This is a genomic window from Microbispora bryophytorum (genome assembly GCF_043197435.1).
Lineage (GTDB): Bacteria > Actinomycetota > Actinomycetes > Streptosporangiales > Streptosporangiaceae > Microbispora > Microbispora bryophytorum.
The window spans coordinates 437,001-456,943 of record NZ_JBICTF010000003.1 but is presented as its reverse complement, the minus strand read 5'-3'; the positions used below and the strand labels follow the sequence as shown (position 1 = coordinate 456,943).

15 protein-coding genes are annotated in these 19,943 nt (G+C 69.7%); 5 read left to right on the top strand and 10 right to left on the bottom strand.

The genetic code is table 11. The features are described 5' to 3' along the window. Window positions 1–151 precede the first annotated feature (151 nt). Window positions 152–2,404 carry an alpha/beta hydrolase gene (locus ACGFIB_RS11415; RefSeq protein ID WP_393370751.1) on the bottom strand — a complete coding sequence of 751 codons (2,253 nt, stop codon included), beginning with the start codon at window positions 2,402–2,404 and terminating at the stop codon, window positions 152–154. Window positions 2,405–3,037: 633 nt separating this feature from the next. Here ACGFIB_RS11415 and ACGFIB_RS11410 point away from each other — a divergent pair. Beyond that, window positions 3,038–3,658 (top strand): LysE family translocator, encoded by a 621-nt coding sequence (locus ACGFIB_RS11410; protein ID WP_357256882.1) that lies wholly within the window; start codon window positions 3,038–3,040, stop codon window positions 3,656–3,658. Here ACGFIB_RS11410 and ACGFIB_RS11405 read toward each other — a convergent pair. The 7 genes from ACGFIB_RS11405 to ACGFIB_RS11375 form a co-directional block, all read right to left on the bottom strand. Further along, window positions 3,624–5,105 (bottom strand): amino acid permease, encoded by a 1,482-nt coding sequence (locus tag ACGFIB_RS11405; RefSeq protein WP_357021031.1) that lies wholly within the window; start codon window positions 5,103–5,105, stop codon window positions 3,624–3,626. The genes ACGFIB_RS11410 and ACGFIB_RS11405 overlap by 35 nt on opposite strands. 66 nt (window positions 5,106–5,171) lie before the next feature. After that, on the bottom strand, window positions 5,172–7,085 hold the full coding sequence (dxs, locus tag ACGFIB_RS11400; protein ID WP_393370748.1) for a 1-deoxy-D-xylulose-5-phosphate synthase: 1,914 nt from the start codon (window positions 7,083–7,085) through the stop codon (window positions 5,172–5,174). A 281-nt stretch (window positions 7,086–7,366) separates the two neighbouring features. Next, window positions 7,367–8,569 carry an ROK family transcriptional regulator gene (locus ACGFIB_RS11395; protein WP_357242853.1) on the bottom strand — a complete coding sequence of 401 codons (1,203 nt, stop codon included), beginning with the start codon at window positions 8,567–8,569 and terminating at the stop codon, window positions 7,367–7,369. A gap of 85 nt (window positions 8,570–8,654) precedes the next feature. Beyond that, entirely contained in the window at window positions 8,655–9,902 is a 1,248-nt protein-coding gene (locus ACGFIB_RS11390; protein ID WP_357242535.1) for a sugar ABC transporter permease, read from the bottom strand. Beyond that, window positions 9,899–10,675, bottom strand: coding sequence for an ATP-binding cassette domain-containing protein (locus tag ACGFIB_RS11385; protein WP_142571737.1), 777 nt, complete (start codon window positions 10,673–10,675; stop codon window positions 9,899–9,901). Before ACGFIB_RS11385 ends, ACGFIB_RS11390 begins: the two co-directional genes overlap by 4 nt. A 207-nt stretch (window positions 10,676–10,882) precedes the next feature. Continuing rightward, window positions 10,883–12,004: a sugar ABC transporter substrate-binding protein gene (locus ACGFIB_RS11380; protein ID WP_142571738.1), complete on the bottom strand. Its 1,122-nt coding sequence runs from the start codon at window positions 12,002–12,004 to the stop codon at window positions 10,883–10,885. Between the two features lie 367 nt (window positions 12,005–12,371). Then, complete coding sequence (locus ACGFIB_RS11375) at window positions 12,372–13,097, bottom strand: sulfite exporter TauE/SafE family protein (RefSeq protein WP_191051435.1); 726 nt, start codon at window positions 13,095–13,097, stop codon at window positions 12,372–12,374. A gap of 192 nt (window positions 13,098–13,289) precedes the next feature. Between ACGFIB_RS11375 and ACGFIB_RS11370 the strand changes: the two genes are divergently transcribed. Together ACGFIB_RS11370 and ACGFIB_RS11365 are read left to right on the top strand one after the other, a co-directional pair. Next, the gene (locus ACGFIB_RS11370; RefSeq protein ID WP_357242530.1) at window positions 13,290–13,616 is read left to right on the top strand and encodes a ribbon-helix-helix protein, CopG family; all 327 of its coding nucleotides are present in this window, start codon (window positions 13,290–13,292) and stop codon (window positions 13,614–13,616) included. Further along, the gene (locus ACGFIB_RS11365) at window positions 13,606–13,938 is read left to right on the top strand and encodes a type II toxin-antitoxin system PemK/MazF family toxin (RefSeq protein WP_357242528.1); all 333 of its coding nucleotides are present in this window, start codon (window positions 13,606–13,608) and stop codon (window positions 13,936–13,938) included. Before ACGFIB_RS11370 ends, ACGFIB_RS11365 begins: the two co-directional genes overlap by 11 nt. A gap of 70 nt (window positions 13,939–14,008) precedes the next feature. On the opposite strand, the gene ACGFIB_RS11360 is transcribed toward ACGFIB_RS11365, so the two are convergent. Both ACGFIB_RS11360 and ACGFIB_RS11355 read right to left on the bottom strand, forming a co-directional pair. Then, on the bottom strand, window positions 14,009–16,783 hold the full coding sequence (locus ACGFIB_RS11360; protein WP_142571741.1) for an aconitate hydratase: 2,775 nt from the start codon (window positions 16,781–16,783) through the stop codon (window positions 14,009–14,011). Between the two features lie 250 nt (window positions 16,784–17,033). Beyond that, a complete protein-coding gene (locus tag ACGFIB_RS11355) occupies window positions 17,034–17,753 on the bottom strand; it encodes a metal-dependent hydrolase (protein WP_393370740.1) in 720 nt (239 codons plus the stop codon). Between the two features lie 404 nt (window positions 17,754–18,157). Here ACGFIB_RS11355 and ACGFIB_RS11350 point away from each other — a divergent pair, with 404 nt between their 5' ends. Both ACGFIB_RS11350 and ACGFIB_RS11345 read left to right on the top strand, forming a co-directional pair. Further along, window positions 18,158–18,907, top strand: a complete 750-nt coding sequence (locus ACGFIB_RS11350; RefSeq protein ID WP_142571743.1) for a PadR family transcriptional regulator — start codon at window positions 18,158–18,160, stop codon at window positions 18,905–18,907. Continuing rightward, window positions 18,904–19,665 (top strand): DUF1707 SHOCT-like domain-containing protein, encoded by a 762-nt coding sequence (locus tag ACGFIB_RS11345; RefSeq protein WP_393370736.1) that lies wholly within the window; start codon window positions 18,904–18,906, stop codon window positions 19,663–19,665. The genes ACGFIB_RS11350 and ACGFIB_RS11345 overlap by 4 nt, the downstream gene beginning before the upstream one ends. Window positions 19,666–19,943 lie beyond the last annotated feature (278 nt).

Sequence of the window (19,943 nt, the reverse complement as noted above, 5' to 3'; positions counted from 1 at the left end):
TTCGTGAACACCGCCCCGGCCGCACGCTCCCCGTTCCGGCAGGGCGTCAGGGCGCAACAGTGCGGCGCGGCCGCCCGTACGATAGGGCGACCGCGCCGTGGAGCCCCAGCGCAGCTACTGAACGCAGCGCATCGCAGCTACTGAACGCGGGTCAGCGTTTGAACAGGCGCGGCGCCAGGTCGATGAGGTTCTTCTGCCACACGTCCCAGCCGTGCGGCCCAGGGGTGACCCCGTCGAACTCGTAGCGGATGCCCAGACCGTCCAATGTGGGCAGGGACGCCAGGAACAACGGCTGCACGAAGTCGGTCTGGTCGCCGACGTACAGGCGCAACAGCTTGGTGCCGTTGTTGATCGCCGCCGCGTCGACACCGGTGCCGCTGCCGAACCAGGCCGAGAACGCCGCGACGTAGGCGAACCGGCCCGGGTATGCCTTGAGCACCCCGAGCGTCTGCACACCGCCCATCGAAAGACCCGCCAGGGCCTGCTGCGACGGGTCGCTGGAGACGTTGTAGTGAGCGCGAGCCGCCGGAACGATGTTGTCCAGCAACTCCTTGTTGAAGTCGGGCACGTTGCCGTTGCCCATCACGACCACCATCGGCACCAGGTCGCCGTCGAGGAACTGGTGGTCGAGGATCTGCTTGGCACGGCCCATCTCCACCCAGTCCGTGTAGCTCTGACCGCTACCGTGCTGGAGGTAGAAGACCGGATACGGCTCCGCGCGGTCGGGGTCGTAGCCGGGCGGGGTCCACACCAGCGCGGTCCGGTCCTGGTTGGCCACATCGCTGTGGTAGGTCAGGCTCTCGACCTTTCCACCCTTGCCCTCCGGCACGTCCGACAGCAGACGCGACCTCTCACCGGGGACGAGGAAGGTGCTCCAGGTCGGCTCGGAGGTCACCTTCGTCGGGTTCGAGGCATCCTTGACCGCGACCCGGTCCACGATCCACTGGTAGTAGTAGAACCACGGGTCCAGCGGACCCACGGTCGTCCGCCACCGGTCGCCGTCACGGGACATCGGAATACGCAGCCAGCTTCCGCCGGGAGCCACGTTGGCCCACACGGTGACGTGCTTGGCGTCCTTGTAGTCCGTCGAGGTCTCGAAGGTGACGAAGCCATCCTTCACGAACGGCGTCGGAGTCGTGCCCGCCGGCGGCGGGGTGAACTCGCCCTTCAGCGGCCCGTGACCAGCGCTCGGACCGTGCTCCGACACGTTGCGGAACAGCCGCGGCACGAAATCGATCAGGTTCTCCTGCCAGGCGCCCCAGTTCGCCCCGCCGTCGGGGTTGACCCCGTCGAACTCGTACCTGATACCGGCCTGCTTGAGCGCCTTCGTCAGGCGCACGGTCGCGTTGTACGCCGGGTCGGTCACGTTCCCGGTGTACAGACGCACCAGCTTGAGATCGCGATTGATCGCGCCGGCCTTCGCCCGGTTCACGCCGTCCGTCAGCAGGCCCGAGAACGAGCCGGCGTAGGCGAACTGCCCCGGCGTGGTCAGCGCGGCACGCAGCGCCTGCGACCCGCCCTCGGACACCCCGGCGATCGCCTGGTGCGCCGGATCGCGCAGGACGTTGTAGGCGTCCCCGACCGCCTTGCGCAGGTCCCTCAGATCCTTGTCGCCGGCCGGCCCGTCACCATCGCTGATCACGACCACCATCGGCTCCACGGCACCCTGGATCGACAGGTTGTCGAGGATCTGCTTGGCACGACCGAGGTCGAGCCAGTCACCGGCGCTCACCTCATCGCCGGACTGCAGGAACAGCACCGGATAACCCTTGGGCCCCGGACGCTCGGAACCCGGGCCCTGGGGACCCGGACCCTTGGGACCCTCGGGACCCGGACCCTTGGGGCCGGGAGACTTGGCCTGGTAGCCCGGCGGCGTCCACACCAGCGCCGACCGCTCCTGCTTCTTCACCTCATAGCTCAGGGTCTCGACCTTGCCGCCCTGTCCCTCCGGCGCGTCCGCCAGCAGACGCGCCGAATCGCCCGCGACGAGGAAGGTGCTCCACAGCGGCTTGGACGCCACACCGGCGGCGTTCGTCGGATCCTTGAGACTCTTGGAGTCGTCACCCGTGACCTGATACGAGTACAGCCCCGGCTTGAGCGGGCCGAGGGCCCCCCACCAGACGTCGCCCCGGCGGGTCAGGCCGTACTCCGCCCAGGCGAAGGAGGGGCCGAAGTTCCCCTCGACCATCACCTCCGACACGGGGCCCACCTTGGCCTCGATGGAGGCCGCCGGGATGCTGATCGCCACGTAGCCGTCATCCGAAACATCCAGCCAGGGCGTGTCCGCCGCCGCCGGACGCGGCGCGACCATAACCGCCGCGATCGCCATGACTCCGGCGGCGATCGCCGCCGAGAGCCGGCGCACGCCCTCGGGGCGCAGGCCGCCGTGATGGAATAACGTCATGCTGAAACTCCCCTGATGGCCGGCAGCGGCCGGTCTGACCGACCGGCCTGACTCGTCGGGAAAAGCGCTACGGATACCGCGCCTGAACCTCCCTCGTCAGGGGCGCATTCACGCTCTTTAAGCCATAAGCGCTATCAGTCGCGATTCCATCGAGTCAAGGTATTTGATACCGTTTGGAAACACAAGCCTCTGAAAGCACACCGCGAATCGCCCATGCCGGCCAGGACAGGGCGGATCCACCGGTGCCGGCTCCGGGATATGCCGCATCAGGGGGCAGCGGCGAATATGGCATCGGGTTCGCGGGCCGCAAGGGCGGCCTCGCGTCTGCGTGCGTCCCGTAGCGTCTGGCGCCGGGCAACGGTTTTCGGCAAGCGACGCGTCCGGCCGTGAATCATGTCCCGTCCGGAAACGTGTCGCGCAATGTTTACGGCGCAAGCGTCGCCAGCGCTTGACCGGCCCCTCTGACACCCCCGCATCGGCGGCTCATTCGAAGGATGCTGTTTTCCGGGATTCGCCACGGCCGTCAACCCGCCGTCCGGTCCGGCCGCGCCGTCCGCATGACCGCACACACCCGGCGACCCGCCCGAGCGGCGGCGATAGCCTCTCGTGCGGACGAAACGGGAGGTTGCCGGCGTGACGGAACTGCTGATGGGGCTCAGCCTCGGTCTGGGGGCGGGCGTCACGCCCGGCGCTCTGCTGACGCTCGTCATCACGGCCAGCCTGCGCGGCGGGTTCCGCTCGGGGGTGCGCCTGGCCTGCGTGCCCTTGCTGTCCGACCTGCCCGTGGTGCTGCTCGCCGTGATGGCCGTCGGGGCGCTGCCCCAGGTGCTCCTGCGCGTGCTGTCGGTCGGAGGCGGGCTCTACGTCGTGTATCTGGGCGTGGAGACGCTGCGCGAGGCCCGTACGGCGCTGCCGCCCCGGCCCGGCGAGGACGCGCCCTCGTCGGCCCGGGAGGTGCTGCGCGGTGTGGTGGTGAACCTGCTCAACCCCCACCCCTGGCTGTTCTGGATCGCGGTCGGCTCACCGATCTTCGTCTCGGCGTGGGATCACGCCCCGGCGTACGCGCTGGTCTTCGTGGGCGGGTTCTACCTCGTCCTCGTGGGTTCCAAGGTCGCGCTGGCGGGGGCCGTGGGGGCCGGCCGGCACCGGCTGACCCCGCGCGGCTACCGCCTGCTGCTGGGCGCGAGCGGCGCGCTGCTCGCCGTGGTCGGCGCCGTCCTCACCGTTCGAGGACTGCTTCCCCAGGGGTTGTAGCGGCCACCCTGCTGCGGCGGCGGCCGTACAGGAAGTAGACGACGGCGCCCACGACCATCCAGGCGAAGAACCGGATCCAGGTCTCCACGGGCAGGTTGAGCATCAGGTAGGCCGAGGCCAGCACCGACAGGATCGGCACCACCGGCACGAACGGCGTGCGGAACGAGCGGGGCAGGTCGGGGCGGGTCCTGCGGAGCACCACCACCGCCACCGCGACGATCACGAACGCGAACAGCGTGCCGATGTTCACCAGCTCCGCGATGGCGCTCAGCGGGATCAGCGCCGCGAGCAGCGCGGTGGCCGCGCCGATGACGATCGTGATCCGGTACGGCGTGCGGAACGTCGGGTGGACCTTGGCGAGGGATCGGGGCAGCAGGTTGTCGCGGCACATCGCGAACAGCACCCGGCTCTGGCCCAGCATGAGGATCATCACGACGGTGGTGAGCCCGGCGATGGCTCCGACGCTGATCAGCGTCGCCATCCAGGGCTGGCCCACCGACCGGAACGCGTCGGCGAGCGGGGCCGACGCGCTGAGCTCCGAATAGTGCTGCATGCCGACGACCACGAGCGACACCGCCACGTAGAGGATCGTGCAGACGATCAGCGAGGCGATGATCCCGATCGGCAGGTCACGCTGCGGGCGGCGGGTCTCCTCGGCGGCGGTCGCCACGACGTCGAAGCCGATGTAGGCGAAGAACACCAGGGCGGCGGCGGTGAAGACGCCGAAGACGCCGTACGCGACCGGCTGCACGCCGAACAGCACCTGGATGAGCGGGGCCTTCATGCCCTCCCCCGCGGCCATCGCGTGGGACGGCGGGACGAACGGCTGGTAGTTGGCCTCCTTGATGAAGAACAACCCGGCGATGATCACGAGCAGCACGACGGCCAGCTTGACCGCCACCATGGCGCCGTTGAACCGGGCCGACATCTTGATCCCGGCCACCAGCACCCCGGTCAGCAGGATCACGATCAGCGCCGCCGGGATGTTGAAGACGGCCTCGTCGCCGGCGATGGACGACGGCAGGTAGATCCCGAAGTTCTTCAGCAGCGAGGCGAAGTAGCCCGACCAGCCCGAGGCGACCACCGCCGCGCCCAGCGCCAGCTCCAGCATCAGGTCCCAGCCGATGATCCAGGCCGGGAACTCGCCGATCGTCGCGTACGCGTAGGTGTAGGCGGAGCCGGCGACCGGGACGGTGGCGGCGAACTCGGCGTAGCACAGGGCCGCGAGCGCGCACACGATCCCGGCGATCACAAAGGAGATCGCGACCGCCGGGCCGGCCGTGTTGCGCGCCGCCACGCCGGTCAGCACGAAGATACCGGTGCCCACGATGACGCCGATGCCGAAGACGGTGAGGTCGAGGGCGCTCAGGGTGCGCCTGAGCCGATGCTCGCCGCCCTCCGCATCCTCAATCGACTGTTCTACCGGCTTCGTCCGGAAAAGGCTCATCCGCAGGCTCCTCATCACGTCGATGACCTGCAGACTTCCCGGTCATGCCGGGATTACTCATCGTTGTCAGTCGGTGGGCTGCGCGAGCCGCGCCGGGTGGCTCTCCATCACCTGCGACCGGCGCGCCACGGCCTCGGTGATCTGCCGGGCGAGGCCCTGCCCGGTCAGGCCGATCTCGGAGAGGATCTTGGCCCGCTTGGCGTGGTCGAGGAAGCGCTGGGGGATGCCGTAGGTCCGCACCGGCACGTCCACGTCGGCGTCGCGCAGCAGGCGCGCCACGGCGTCGCCCACGCCGCCGACCCGGCCGCTGTCCTCGACCACGACGACCAGCTTGTGCGCGGCGGCGGCCAGCACCAGGGCCTCGTCCAGGGGCTTCACCCAGCGGGGGTCCACCACGGTGGCCGAGATGCCCTGCGCGTCGAGGAGGGTCGCGGCCTCCATGCAGATCTCGGCCATCGGGCCGACCGCGACCAGCAGCACGTCGGCGTCGCCGGTGCGGAGCACGTCCATCTCGCCGAGCTTGCCGACGGCCTCCACGTCCTTGGGCAGGGCTCCCTTGGGGAAGCGGACCACGGTCGGGCCGTCCTCGACGGCGACCGCCTCGGCCAGCAGCTCACGCAGCCGCGCGCCGTCGCGAGGGGCGGCGACCGACAGCCCGGGGATCACCTGGAGGATCGACAGGTCCCACATGCCGTTGTGGCTCGGCCCGTCGTCGCCGGTGACCCCGGCCCGGTCGAGCACGACGGTGACCGGCTGCCGGTGCAGCGCCACGTCCATCAGGAGCTGGTCGAAGGCCCGGTTGAGGAAGGTCGCGTATACCGCCACGACGGGGTGGGCGCCGCCCATCGCGAGCCCCGCGGCACTGGTCAGGGCGTGCTGCTCGGCGATGCCCACGTCGTAGATGCGGTCCGGGTACGCCTCGGCGAACGCCGCCAGGCCGGTGGGGTGGAGCATCGCCGCGGTGATCGCGACGACGTCCTTCCGCTCGGCGCCGATCTCGACCATCTCGCCGCTGAACACGTTGGTCCAGCTGTGGGGCCTGGGCCGCTCCTCGCCGGTCTCGATGTCGAAGGGCTGCGGCGAGTGGAAGCAGTCCTCGTCGTGGTTCTCCGCGTGCGCGTAGCCGTTGCCCTTGCGGGTGAGCACGTGGACGATGACGGGACCGCGGAAGCTCCTGGCGCGGCGCAGGGCGGCCTCCACCGCCCCCTCGTCGTGGCCGTCGATCGGGCCGACGTACTTCAGCCCGAGGTCCTCGAACATGACCTGCGGGGTCAGGATGTCCTTCAGGCCCTTCTTGATGCCGTGCAGCGTGTCGTACAGCGGCGCGCCGACCAAGGGCACCCGGCCGAGGTTGTTCTTCACCAGTTCGAGCACGTGCTCGTAACCCTGGCTCATCCGCAGCGACGACAGGTGGGAGGCGAGACCGCCGATCGTCGGCGAGTAGGAGCGGCCGTTGTCGTTGACCACGATGATCAGCGGCAGGTCCTTGCGCCCGGCGATGTTGTTCAGCGCCTCCCAGGCCATGCCGCCGGTCAGCGCGCCGTCACCGATCAGCGCCACGACCGTGCGGTCGGTCTCCCCGCGCAGCGTGATCGCCTTTGCCAGCCCGTCGGCGTACGACAGGACGGTGGAGGCGTGTGAGTTCTCGATGAAGTCGTGCTCCGACTCGGTGCGGCTCGGATACCCCGACAGGCCGCCCTCTTGGCGCAGCGTGCCGAAGTGTCCGGCCCTCCCGGTCAGCATCTTGTGCACGTACGCCTGGTGGCCGGTGTCGAACAGGATCGGGTCGCGGGGCGAGTCGAAGACCCTGTGGAGGGCGATGGTCAGCTCGACGACGCCGAGGTTGGGCCCGAGGTGGCCGCCGGCCCTCGCCACGGAGGAGACCAGCAGATCGCGGATCTCCTCCGCCAGCACGGGCAGCTCCCCGGCCTCAAGACGCTTCACATCGAGCGGGTCCTTGATCGTCTCCAGAATCCCCACCGCTCATCCTTCCCGCTCGCCGTCGAACGGATCGAGTCTAGTTCTAGGAACGTGCGGGGGTATCAGGGGTTGCACCGAACCTCTACACGACCTTCCCGAAACCGACGTCGATTCCGCTTTACCCCTCGCCGCCTTCCGCCCTACTCTCGCGCTCCATCGGAAGGAAAGTTCGCATTACCGCATCTTCGGACGATTCGCCGCATTCATGACTCTCTGTCCGTTTGGGATGCCCACTGATGATTCGCATAAGCCTCCGCATGACCGCCGTCGCGGAATACCCCTCAGGGTGCGACCCGGGACAGCGCTTCGAGGGGGTCGGCGAGCACCTGCGCGAAGGCCAGTTCGGCCGCCCCCATCAGCGTCGCGTCGTCGCCCAGGGCCGAGGTGCGCAGCCGCACCTGCTCCCGCGTCGCGCGCAGGGTGCCGGTGGCGATCCGGCTGCGCACCTGGGCGGCCGAACCCAGGTAGATCTCCCGCAGGATGCCGCCGAAGACGACCATCTCGGGATTGAAGATGTTCACCAGGCTGGCCACGCCGAGCCCGAGCCAGTTGCCCACGTGGGCGAGGGCTTCCTGGGCCATCACGTCGCCCCTGTCGGCCGCGTCGACGACGGCGCGGACCGCGTCCCTGCCGATCATCTCGCCGTACCGGCCGGCATGCTCCATCAGGGCCGGCTCCCCCACCTCGGCCTCCAGGCAGCCGCGCGAGCCGCAGGCGCACGGGCGGCCGTCGGGGTTGACCACCATGTGACCCAGCTCTCCGCCGTACCCGCCGTACCCCCCGAGGAGCTGGCCGTTCACGATGATGCCGCCGCCGATGCCCACGTCGCCGTGCAGGTAGATCATGTCGCGGCGGCCGGCGCCGATCCCGCGGGTGTGCTCGGCGAGCGCGCCGAGGTTGGCCTCGTTGCCCATCGCCACGGGCAGCCCGAGCGCGAGCCGCTTGGTCAGCTCCTCCCCCAGCGGCACCTCGAACGCGCCGATGTTCGGCCCGATCCTGACCACGCCGTCGGAGGCGCGGACGACTCCGGAGACCGCCGCCGCCGCGCCGACGCAGACCGTGTCCTCACGCGTCTTGCGCCGCATCTGCCGGGCGAAGCCCGCCAGCGTCCCCACGACCTGCGCCATGTCGAACGGCCCGCGCGGCCGCACGGCCTCACGGCGGTCGAGGATCACGCCGCCGAGGCCGATGCGCGCGGCCGCCAGCCGGTCGACCCCGACCTCGAAGGCGAGCACGTAGACGCGGGCCGTCTCCGGGCGGACGACCAGCGACGGCCGGCCCGCCCTGCCGGTGTCCTTGGGCAGCTCCTCCCTGACGAGGCCGGCCGCCGTCAGGTCCGCCGTGAGCGCCATGATGGTGCTCCGGTTCAGCCCCATCAGCGAGGTCAGCTCGGCCCGCGAGGTCGGCCCTCCGAGGTGGACGTGCCGCAGCAGCGTCCCGAGATTGTGCTTGCGGATCTCCTCCTGTGAGGGACCGGCGCGCATCATCGGGGCAGCCTCGGATTCCGTGGGGTCGGGGGGAACCTGACCAGGTCAGGGGTCGGAGATGACCTTACCGGTCACGATCACGTCAGCTTCTGCCGGTCGCCGCCGCTCGCTTCCTCGACAGCGCGTCCACGCCCGCGGCGAGCAGGAGCACCAAGCCGGTCACGACGAACTTGACGCCGGCGCTGTAGCCCATGAGGCCCATGCCGTTCTCGATGACCGCGACGACCGCGCCGCCGAGCAGCGCGTCGAGCGCCCGGCCCTTCCCGCCGAAGAGGCTGGTGCCGCCGATGACGGCCGCGCCCACCGCGAACAGCAGCACGTTGCTGCCGCCGGTGTTGGGGTCGACCGAGTTGGCCCGCGACGCCGCGATGATGCCGCCGAGCGAGGCCATGAAGGAGCAGATGACGAAGGCGGAGATGCGGATGCGGTCCACGTTGATGCCGGCCCGGCGGGCGGCCTCGGCGTTGCCGCCGACCGCGTAGATGTGCCGGCCGTACGCCGTGCGCCGCAGCACGAAGGTCCAGACGATCAGCAGGATCACGATCAGCGGGACGACGATCGGCACGCCCTTGAGCGACACGAGCGCCGCGTTGCGGCTGCGCTCCAGGTTGAGCACGTAGACCGCGATCCCGGCGACCACGGCGAGCGTCGCGACCCGGGCGGCGATGACCGCGACCGGAGTGGCGACCAGGCCGCGGCCCGCGCGGCGGCGCGCCTGCACGAGCTGGATCGCGGCGTACACGGCGACGCCCACGATCAGCGCTATCCAGCCGGCGACCGGCGGGACGTTCTTGTTCGCGATCGCGAGGATCGTCTCGTCGCGGATCGAGATGTTGGTGCCGTCCTTGACCAGCAGCAGCACGACGCCCTGGAAGGCCAGGAACGCCGCCAGCGTGACCACGAAGGACGGGATGCCGAGCTTTGCGACCAGCGACCCGAGCACCAGGCCGATGACCGCGCCGGTGACCATCGCGGCCAGGACCGCGAGATACCAGGGCCAGCCCTGCAGGGTCAGCAGCACGGCGAGCACCGCCGCGCACACGCCGCTCGCGAAACCGGCGGACAGGTCGATCTCGCCGAGGAGGAGTACGAAGATCAGGCCCATGGCGATGACGGCGACCGCCGCGCCCTGGGTGAACAGGTTGGCGAAGTTCACCGCCGACAGGAAGGCCGGGCGCAGGACGGAGAAGACCACACAGAGGATGACGAGGCCGAAGACCGCGGGAAGCGCCCCCAGCTCACCGCCCTTGACCCGCTCGAGGTAGCCCTTGACGTGCCCGCCGAGCGCGGAGTCGGCGTTCTCCTGCTTGGGGAGCGTTTCGGTTGTCATGATGCCGCTCCGTTGCCGTTCTTGAGGCCGAGCTCCCCGCTGCGCCCGGCGGTGATCAGTTCCACGATCTGCGCGTGGGTCACTTCGGACGCCTTGACCTCGGCCGCCATCCGGCCCAGGTACAGCGCCGCGATCCGGTCGGACACGGCGAAGACGTCGTTCATGTTGTGGGAGATGAGCACCACCGCGAGACCGTTGTCGGCCAGACGGCGGACCAGCTCCAGCACCTGGGCGGTCTGCGCGACGCCGAGGGCGGCGGTCGGCTCGTCGAGGATGACGACCTCGCTGTTCCACAGCACGGCCTTGGCGATCGCCACGGTCTGCCGCTGACCGCCGGACAGGCTGGAGACGTGCTGGCGCAGCGACTTGACGGTGCGGACCGACAGGCCGGCGAGCGTCTTGGCCGCCATCTCCTCCATGGAATCCTCGTCCAGGACCAGGCCGCTGCGGCGCTCGCGGCCGAGGAACATGTTCTGCACGATGTCGAGGTTGTCGCAGAGGGCGAGGTCCTGGTAAACGATCTCGACGCCCAGCGCCGCCGCGTCCCTGGGCCCGCTCACGTGGACCCGCTCGCCCTTGTAGAAGTACTCGCCCGAGTCGATCGGGTAGATGCCGCCGATGCATTTGACCAGCGTCGACTTGCCGGCGCCGTTGTCGCCGACGAGTGCTGTCACCTCGCCCGGATAGGCCGAGAAGGCGACGTCGTGGAGGACCTGCACGGGGCCGAAGCTCTTGTTGATGCCGCGCAGTTCCAGGATCGGTCCCTGGGACACGATGGGCTACTCCGTAGATCGATGGGGCCGGTACGGCGCCGTTCTCCGGGCCGCCTCTCGTCGCTCCGGGCGGTGCGGGGCGCCCTGTGCCTGGTCAGAACGGTGCCCTGACAGGACGGGGCGCCCCGCACGGTGCTCGTCGCGGCTCAGCACGTCGCCCGCTCAGGGGGGTCCGCGTCGCCGTACGCACCCGGTGGATGGATGTGCTTAGCTGATGCCGGCCTTGGTGCACTTGTCGGCGAAGTCGCCGGTGCACAGCTCGTCCTTGCTCACGAAACCGTCGGCCACGACGTCCTTGACGTTGTCGAAGAAGATGGCCTGGGGCTCCAGCAGCACGGACGGGACGTCGCGGTTGCCCTCGGTGTCCTTGACCGTGCCGCTCGCCTGCGGCTGCTCGCCCTTGGCCAGCGAGACCGCGAGCTGCGCGGCCGCGTCGGCCTCCTTCTTGATGGCCTTGTAGACCGTCATGCACTGGTCGCCGGCGAGGATGTTCTGCAGGCCCTGCACGGTGGCGTCCTGGCCGGTGACCGGGACCTTGCCGTTCAGCTTCTGCTTCTTCAGCACCGAGATCGCGGCGTTGCCGAGGCCGTCGTTGGCGGCGAGGACACCGGCGATCTTCGGCTCCTGGGTCAGCATCTGCTCGAAGATCGTGCCGGCCTGGGTGTTGTCCCAGTCGGGAACCGACTGGTCCGGGCCCTTCTTGTAGTCGCCGGAGTCGTACTTCGGCTGCAGCACGCCGTCGTAGCCCTGCTTGAACAGCGTCGCGTTGTTGTCGGTCGGCGAGCCGTTCAGCTCGGCGATGATCGGCTTGTCGGCCTTCTTGTCGGTCAGGCACTTGACCAGGCCCTCGCCCTGCAGCTTGCCGACCGCCGTGTTGTCGAACGACACGTAGTAGGAGGCGCTGCCGCCGAGCGTGAGGCGGTCGTAGTCGATCGTCGCGACGCCCTGCGACTTGGCCTTGTCGAGCACGGCCTTGCCGGTGCCGCTGTCGAGGTTGACGATCATCAGGACGGTCGCGCCGTTGGTGATCATCTGGTCCGCGATCGTCTGGAACGCGGTCTTGTCGCCCTGGGCGTTCTGGATGTCCGACTGCACGCCCGCGGCGTCGAAGGCCTCCTGGAGGTACTTGCGGTCGGCGGTCTCCCACCGGGCGGAGGACTTGCTGTCGGGCAGGATGACGCCGATCTTGCCGGGCTTGGCGTCGCCAGCGGCGGCCGAGGGGGCGCCGCTGGACTCCGCGGAGGTGTCACCGCTCTCGCCCCCGCAGGCGGTGAGACCGAGGGTGAGCGCCGCGGCGGCGGCACCGATGCTGAGGATCCCCTTGCGCATGATGCGTGGGTCCTTTCTTTGGCTGGGGGTCTATGAGGGGGTGCGGCCGAGCCGGTGCCCCGTCCCGCCGTCTGGGCAGATCTCGTGGGCTGTAGGCACCTTGGCCACCCGGTACGGCAGGGGCCGGGTCACGGCGTTCACCGCTCCAGGGAATGTTGTTTGAGACAACGTAAGCCCAAAGCCCAGGTGGTGAAAGACACAGGACGGTAACGTTTGTTGTTCGCGGTAACAATGAAGAAACGCACGACTGATATCGGACGGCGTTACATCCCACCCCGGCCCGGCGGCGGATCGTGACGCACTCGTGACCCCCGGGCGTCTCCCTCGGCGGGGGCAGCCCGCGTGCTCACCGCCGTACGGCTCGCGCTCAGTGGGCGAGGCTCTGCCCGAGCAGCGCGCAGGCGGAGACGGCGGCCACCGCCAGCACCGCCGTACGGACCCGCCCGCCGTCGAGGTAGCGGCGCAGCGGGCCCGAGACCGCGAAGCCGAGCACGACGAAGGGCACCAGCGCCGCTCCCGCGGCCAGGGCGCGCCCCGGAAGCCTGTCCAGGACGGCGAGGATGACGAGCGACTGGGCGGCGCTCACGCAGAAGAACAGCGCCAGCGTCGCCCGGATCTGCGGGCCGCGCGCGCTCTGATAGACGAGGGCGATCGGCGGGCCGCCGATCCCGGTGGCCGTGCCGGTGATTCCCGAGAGGAACCCGGCGGCCGTCAGCGTCGCGCCGTTGCGCGGCACGGACACGGCGCGGGCCGTCAGCACGACCGCGACCAGCACCATCACGCCGACCAGCACGCCGAGCGTCGCCGTGCTCACGTAGACGACCACGAGGGCGCCGATCGCGCTGCCCGGCAGCCGGCCCAGCAGGGCCCACCCCGCTCCCCGCCACTCGGCCCTGCGCCACTCCCTGGCGAGGGTGAACAGCGGCATCGCCATGTTGACGACCTGGACCGCCCCGGGCATGACCGAGGGATCGAGCAGCGTGATCAGGGGTGCGGCCACCAGGCCCAGCCCGAACCCCACCCCGCCCTGCACGACCGCCCCGGTGAAGACGGCCACGCCCGCGATGAGCAGCAACGCCACGTCGTGATCCATGCGCGGGACCCTAGCGTTGCCCCCGCGCCACCATGCCCCAGGCCGCCGGGCGAACCGGTTATCCGGACCCAGGAACTCTGACAATCACCGTCAGTAATCGAAAGTTGTTGCGAGAGTAATCAGAGCCTTCGTAGACTCCATGTGGCGACATCGCCATAGCGCTTTTTGTAGACAGGATCGTAGCCTCGCAGCATGGGGAGCGAGCAACGCCACACGACGATCCGGGTCAGCGTCGAGACCAGAGACCTGATAGCGCAGCTCTCGGAGCAGGAAGGCAAGAGCATGACCGCATTGGTCGAGGACGCCGTGAGGGAGCACAGGAAGAAGCTTCGCTGGCAGCGTGTCGCAGACCAGATGGAACGCACACGAAGGGAAGAGCCGGAGAGCTGGGCGGAGTACGTCGCGGAGCGCGACCTGTGGCTCGGCCCTCCGTCTGACCGCGTCGCCCCCGAGTGGGAAGGCCTGATCGATCCCCCCGAGGATCTCCCCGACGCAGCCAAGGAGAGGGATGAGGGTTAGGCAAGGCGACATCTGGTGGGCGAGCTTCGGCGACCCGATCGGCCGCGAGCAAGGGTACGACCGACCTGCCCTCGTGGTCAGCAACGACATCTTCAACAGGCTCGTACGGGACCCCGTGCTCGCCGTCCCGTTGACGACGCGATTGCGCGGCTGGGACACGCACATCGAGATAGCGCCCGAGGAAACAGGGCTGCCGAAGACAAGCTGGGCGATGGTCGAACAGTTGCGCGCGCTCTCACCGGAACGATTCGGCACAAGAATCGGAGTCGTTCCGTCCGACGTACTGTCGGAGATCACCGAGTGGGTCGCCGACATGCTGTAGAACAGCGGCGTCGTCCTGGACGGGACTGAGATCCCGCCCAGGACGGCGTCATATCCGATAGGGAGCCGACTCAGCTCTTGGCGAGCAGGGAGCGCAGGACGTACTGCATGATGCCGCCGTGGCGGTAGTAGTCCGCCTCGCCGGGCGTGTCGATCCGCACCACGGCCTGGAACTCGACGTCCCCGGCCCGCACGGTGACGGTGGCGGGGGTCGAGCCGGCGTTGAGCTCCTCGACACCCACGATGTCGAAGGTCTCCTCGCCGGTCAGGCCCAGCGAGCCGGCGCTCTCGCCCTCGGGGAACTGCAGCGGCAGCACGCCCATGCCGATCAGGTTCGACCGGTGGATGCGCTCGTACGACTCCGCGATGACGGCGCGCACGCCGAGCAGCGCGGTGCCCTTGGCCGCCCAGTCACGCGACGACCCCGAGCCGTACTCCTTGCCGGCCAGGACGACCAGCGGGATGCCGTCGGCCTGGTAGTTCTGCGACGCGTCGTAGATGAACGCCTGCTCCCCGCCCTTGGTGAAGTCGCGGGTGTAGCCGCCCTCGACGCCGTCCAGCAGCAGGTTGCGCAGCCGGATGTTGGCGAACGTGCCCCGGATCATCACCTCGTGGTTGCCGCGGCGGGAGCCGTAGGAGTTGAAGTCCCTGACCTCGACGCCGTGCTCGCGCAGGTACCGGCCGGCCGGGGTGTCGGCCTTGATCGAGCCCGCGGGCGAGATGTGGTCGGTGGTGACCGAGTCGCCCAGCTTGGCGAGAACCCGGGCGCCGTGGATGTCCGTGACCGGCTCGGGCTTGGCGGGCATGCCGTCGAAGTACGGCGCCTTGCGGGCGTACGTCGACTCCGGGTCCCACTCGAAGGTGTCGCCGGTCGGGATCGGCAGCGACCGCCAGTGCTCGTCACCCTTGAACACGTCCGCGTAGTCACGCTGGAACATGTCCTGGCTGATCGACCCCGACACCACCGCCGCGACCTCTTCGGGGGCGGGCCAGACGTCCTTGAGGAAGACCGGCTGCCCGTCGGAGCCGACGCCGAGCGGCTCGTTGTTCAGGTCGATGTCCATGGTCCCGGCCAGCGCGTACGCCACCACGAGGGGCGGCGAGGCCAGGTAGTTCATCTTGACGTCGGGGTTGATCCGGCCCTCGAAGTTGCGGTTGCCCGACAGCACGGCGGTGACCGCGAGGTCGTTCTCCTGGACCGCCGCGGAGATCTCCGGCTCCAGCGGGCCGGAGTTGCCGATGCAGGTGGTGCAGCCGTAGCCGACGAGGTTGAAGCCCAGCTTGTCCAGGTAGGGCTGGAGGCCGGACCGCTCGAAGTAGCCGGTGACGACCTGGCTGCCAGGGGCGAGCGACGTCTTCACCCAGGGCTTGCGCGACAGGCCCTTCTCCACCGCGTTCTTCGCCAGCAGGGCCGCGCCGAGCATGACGTACGGGTTGGAGGTGTTCGTGCAGGAGGTGATCGCGGCGATCGAGACGATACCGTGGTCGATCTCGAACGAGGTGCCGTCCGACAGCGTGACGGGGGTCGGCCGGTTCGGCCGCTCGCCGTTGCGCCGCACCGCGTGCGGCACGTCGCCCGCCCCGCTGTGGGAGATCGCCGGGGAGTCCGACGCCGGGAACGACTCGGCCGACGACTCGTCGGCGGGGCCCTCGATGCTGTCGTCGGTGACGTACGTGCGAACCGCCGCGCGCCAGGCCGACTTGGCGTCGGCCAGCGGGATGCGGTCCTGCGGGCGCTTGGGCCCGGCGATCGACGGGACGACGGTCGACAGGTCGAGCTCGATGTACTCGCTGAAAGCGGGCTCGGGCGCCGAGGAGTCGAGCCACAGGCCCTGCTCCTTGGCGTAGGCCTCGACCAGCGCGACCTGCTCCGGCGAGCGGCCGGTGAGCTTGAGGTAGTCGACGGTCTGGCCGTCGATCGGGAAGATGGCGCAGGTGGAGCCGAACTCGGGGCTCATGTTGCCGATCGTGGCGCGGTTGGCCAGCGGCACGCTGGAGACGCCCTCACCGTAGAACTCGACGAACTTGCCGACCACGCCGTGCTTGCGCAGCATTTCGGTGATCGTGAGCACGAGGTCGGTCGCGGTGGCGCCGGCCGGCAGCTTGCCGGTCAGCTTGAAGCCGACCACCCGCGGGATCAGCATCGAGATCGGCTGGCCGAGCATCGCGGCCTCGGCCTCGATGCCGCCGACGCCCCAGCCGAGCACGCCGATGCCGTTCTCCATCGTGGTGTGGGAGTCGGTGCCCACGCAGGTGTCCGGGTACGCCTTGCCGTCGCGGGTCATGACCACGCGGGCCAGGTGCTCGATGTTGACCTGGTGGACGATGCCGGTGCCGGGCGGGACGACCTTGAACTCGTCGAACGCGGTCTGGCCCCAGCGCAGGAACTGGTAGCGCTCGCGGTTGCGCTCGTACTCCCGCTCGACGTTGCGGACGAAGGAGTCGGGGTGGCCGAAGAAGTCGACGATGACCGAGTGGTCGATGACCAGCTCGGCCGGCGCGAGCGGGTTGATCTTCGCCGGGTCGCCGCCCAGGTCGCGTACGGCCTCGCGCATCGTGGCGAGGTCGACGACGCAGGGCACGCCGGTGAAGTCCTGCATGATCACGCGGGCGGGGGTGAACTGGATCTCCACGCCCGGCTGGGCGTTCGGGTCCCAGCCCGCGATGGCGCGAATGTGGTCGGCGGTGATGTTCGCGCCGTCCTCGGTGCGGAGCAGGTTCTCCAGCAGGATCTTCAGGCTGTACGGGAGGCGCGCCGACCCCTCGACGGCGTCCAGCCGGTAGATCTCGTACGACGCGTCACCGACGCGCAGCGTGTCACGGCTGCCGAAGCTGTTCGCGGACACGAAGTTCGCCTCCCCAGGGTTCCGGGCTTGTCTCAGGTTTCGTGTGCATCCTCCCGCACGCCCGGGACACTCCTGACAATCAGGTTGCCCTAACCTGTGCGGGTCGACGGATGTCTCGATGTCAAGATATCCCTCAAGATATCTCGACATCAAGTTACTAATCGGTAGGCTGTGGCTATGGCGGCAGAGAGCCGGATTTTTCGGCTTTCGAGAAACTCCCGCGGCCGCGCCGAGCGCGGAGGCGTCCCACTCAGGCGGGCATGAGCCGCAGGCAGAACAGCGCGATCACCACGATCGACAGGGCGGGGCCGAGGAACTGCTTCTCGAACGCCTTGCCGGTCTTGATGCCGATGTCCCACGGCAGGAGCCAGCGTCCCTTGATCGGCCATAAGACGGGGCAGCCGCGCTCGGTGAGGCAGTCGCCGATCACGTGCACCAGGCAGCCGAGCCCGATGGCCAGTCCCAGCCAGGAGTAGGTGACCCCGAGCGTCATGAAGGTCAGGAACAGCCCCGCGGTGAGTCCCACGTTCACGATCGCGGAGGTGAGCGTCCTGCCCGGCACGCCGATGCCCACGGCGCGGATCGCCAGACCGATCATCAGCACGACCATGATGTCGCGGCCGATGGGGTAGCGGTCACCGAGAAGGTGCGCGCCCACCCCCATCAGGACGGCGAACAGCAGCGAGTGGGTGGCGTGCCGGTGCCCGCCGCTCACGAAGTTCACACCCTTGCTGAGCAACCAGGTCACGGGTCCGAACGTCTGGGCGATCGTGGCACTGGGGTGGTCGAGATCGGGCAGCATGGCCGCGCCCGCGCACATCACGGCGCCCGCGACGAGCTCGGGCGGGGTGAGGATCGGCCCGGTCAACGTCGCCAGCTCCGGGCGTCCCAGCGCATCCGGCAGCGCCACCAGGGCCGGCGAGACCGCCAGCCACATCGCTGCCCCGCTGAGGGCATGCGAGTGCCCCATCATGACAAGATCACGCTTTGAAACTGTACGGCAAAGCACCGACAAAGTCCGCGAAGCGCCCACCCGTGGGGGCCGTGTCGCACCCCATCGGCACGGCGACGGCGGAACGTGCCGCGAGGGCGAACGGAAGACGCGGAACAGGCCGCGCGAGGGCGGCCGGAAATGACAAAGACGGGATCGTCCCGCTCCAAGAGCACCCCCCAGCCCTCTCAGAGCAGAACGATCCCGTCTTCGTGAGAGGTAACGCTCCGGTCTCGGGACGTGTTCCCCCTCCGCGAAAAACTTCCGCGTGAGCTACGTCACTTGCACTCGGGGATTGTCGTAAGAACGATCGCGATATATCGTTGAGGCATCGAGAACGGATCGTGAACCAGGCGAATCGTTGACCACAAGGGGGCACTGCGATGAGTTCGGCACACGCGGTCGGCGGGCCCTGGGCCCGCCCGGAGCACGGACACCGGTTCAGGCACGAGTTCAGACACGAGATGCGGCGCGCGCTGCGCGAGGCGCTGACGAAGGGGGCAGTCATGTGGCAGCAGGAACATCACGAGGGCGGGGGCCCTCACGAGCACCGGCACAGGGGCGGCATGCGGGGGCGCGGCCCCTGGGGCGGCTTCGGGCCCGGCGGCCCGTTCGGGCCGCCCTGGGCGGGCGGCGGCTTCCCGTTCGGCGCCCGGGGGCTCGGACGGCCGAGGAAGGCCAAGCGCGGTGACGTACGGGCGGCGATCCTCGCCCTGCTCGCCGAGGAGCCGCGCAACGGCTACCAGATCATCCAGGAGATCGCCGAGCGCAGCCAGGGCGGATGGAAGCCCAGCCCGGGCGCGGTCTACCCGGCGCTGCAGCAGCTCACCGACGAGGCCCTGGTGCGCGCGGAGGAGACCGACGGGCGCAAGACGTTCCAGCTCACCGAGGCCGGCCGCGCCTACATCGAGGAGCACGGAGACGAGGTCCGGGCGCCCTGGGAGGAGATGACGCCGGACATCGGGGACAACGTCCACGAGCTGTTCGACCTGTCCAGGCAGGCGGCGTCCGCGCTGTTCCAGATCGCCCACTCGGGCAGCGAGGGGCAGGTCAGGCAGGCGAGGCAGGTCCTGACCGAGACCAGGCGGCAGCTCTACCAGATCCTCGCCGACGGCGACCCTGTGGAGGAATGACGATGGTCTCCCCCGACGAGCCCGCCGCCGCAGGCGGCGCACACGCCCCCCGCGGCGGCGACGCGCCGGGTGCCGGGGCCACGGGCCACGCGTCGAGCGGTCCGGGCCATGCCCCGTCCGCGTACGGCGGGCTACGGATCGGCGACCGGGAGCGCGACGAGGTGACGCGGCTCCTGCACGACGCGTTCGCGCAGGGCCGCATCACCCGCGAGGAGCTCGACGAGCGTCTCGACGCGACGCTCTCGGCGCGCACGGCCGAGGACCTCCGGCGGGTGACCGCCGACCTGCCGGGCGCGTGGCAGGGTGACGCCCGGACGGGGGGCGCTCCGGGCGGCGCCTCGGGCCGCGGACACCGGGCCGGCGATCCACGGGCCGGCGATCCACGGGCGGGGAGCCCGTGGCACCCGGGCTTCCCCTCCGCCGGCCTGCCCGGTTTCCCCGGCGCTCCCGTGGGCGCGCACCCCGGGCCGTACTGGGCAGACGGCACCTCCGGACACGGCGCATGGGGACACGGCGCATGGGGACATGGCGTCTCGGGACGCGGCGCCTGGGGACACGGCATGGGCCCGCGGCGCCGCCGCCACCATCGGCATCCCGCGATGTTCCTCATCCCGGTGGCCGCGATCGTCGTCCTGATGGCCGGTCCGATGTGGCCGCCGTTCCTGGTGCTCAAACTCGTGTTCGTCGCCATGCTCGTGAAGGTGGTGCTCGGCCTGACCCAGCACCGTCGTCGCCACCGCTACCCCACCCGGCACTGACCTCCGGGTCGTGTGTGCCGAAGGTCCAGGTGATCACTCCTCGGTAGGACCGCGTCAGCCGTCCACCGAGGAGGAACCGGGACACGTGCCGTTGCCGCGGCTCAAGCGGAGGCACGCGCCGCACCGCTGTCGGGCGGCTGTCGGGCCGCCGGACCGCCGAGCGGGAGCCGTTGGTTCCGAGCGACGTGTTCGATGTTCTCAGGGCAGCCGACGACGGATTCCTGAGATTGGACGCCTGTCGGACAAGTCCGCCTGGATTGGGCCTTGACCACGGATCG

Excerpts from the sequence above, each read along its gene's own strand:
- ACGFIB_RS11380 (WP_142571738.1), bottom strand. The coding sequence starts at position 12,004 with ATGCGCAAGGGGATCCTCAGCATCGGTGCCGCCGCCGCGGCGCTCACC.
- ACGFIB_RS11415 (WP_393370751.1), bottom strand. The coding sequence starts at position 2,404 with ATGACGTTATTCCATCACGGCGGCCTGCGCCCCGAGGGCGTGCGCCGG.
- ACGFIB_RS11375 (WP_191051435.1), bottom strand. The coding sequence starts at position 13,097 with ATGGATCACGACGTGGCGTTGCTGCTCATCGCGGGCGTGGCCGTCTTC.
- ACGFIB_RS11395 (WP_357242853.1), bottom strand. The coding sequence starts at position 8,569 with ATGCGCGCCGGTCCCTCACAGGAGGAGATCCGCAAGCACAATCTCGGG.
- ACGFIB_RS11370 (WP_357242530.1), top strand. The coding sequence starts at position 13,290 with ATGGGGAGCGAGCAACGCCACACGACGATCCGGGTCAGCGTCGAGACC.
- ACGFIB_RS11350 (WP_142571743.1), top strand. The coding sequence starts at position 18,158 with ATGAGTTCGGCACACGCGGTCGGCGGGCCCTGGGCCCGCCCGGAGCAC.
- ACGFIB_RS11365 (WP_357242528.1), top strand. The coding sequence starts at position 13,606 with ATGAGGGTTAGGCAAGGCGACATCTGGTGGGCGAGCTTCGGCGACCCG.
- ACGFIB_RS11390 (WP_357242535.1), bottom strand. The coding sequence starts at position 9,902 with ATGACAACCGAAACGCTCCCCAAGCAGGAGAACGCCGACTCCGCGCTC.
- ACGFIB_RS11405 (WP_357021031.1), bottom strand. The coding sequence starts at position 5,105 with ATGAGCCTTTTCCGGACGAAGCCGGTAGAACAGTCGATTGAGGATGCG.
- ACGFIB_RS11345 (WP_393370736.1), top strand. The coding sequence starts at position 18,904 with ATGACGATGGTCTCCCCCGACGAGCCCGCCGCCGCAGGCGGCGCACAC.
- ACGFIB_RS11355 (WP_393370740.1), bottom strand. The coding sequence starts at position 17,753 with ATGGGGCACTCGCATGCCCTCAGCGGGGCAGCGATGTGGCTGGCGGTC.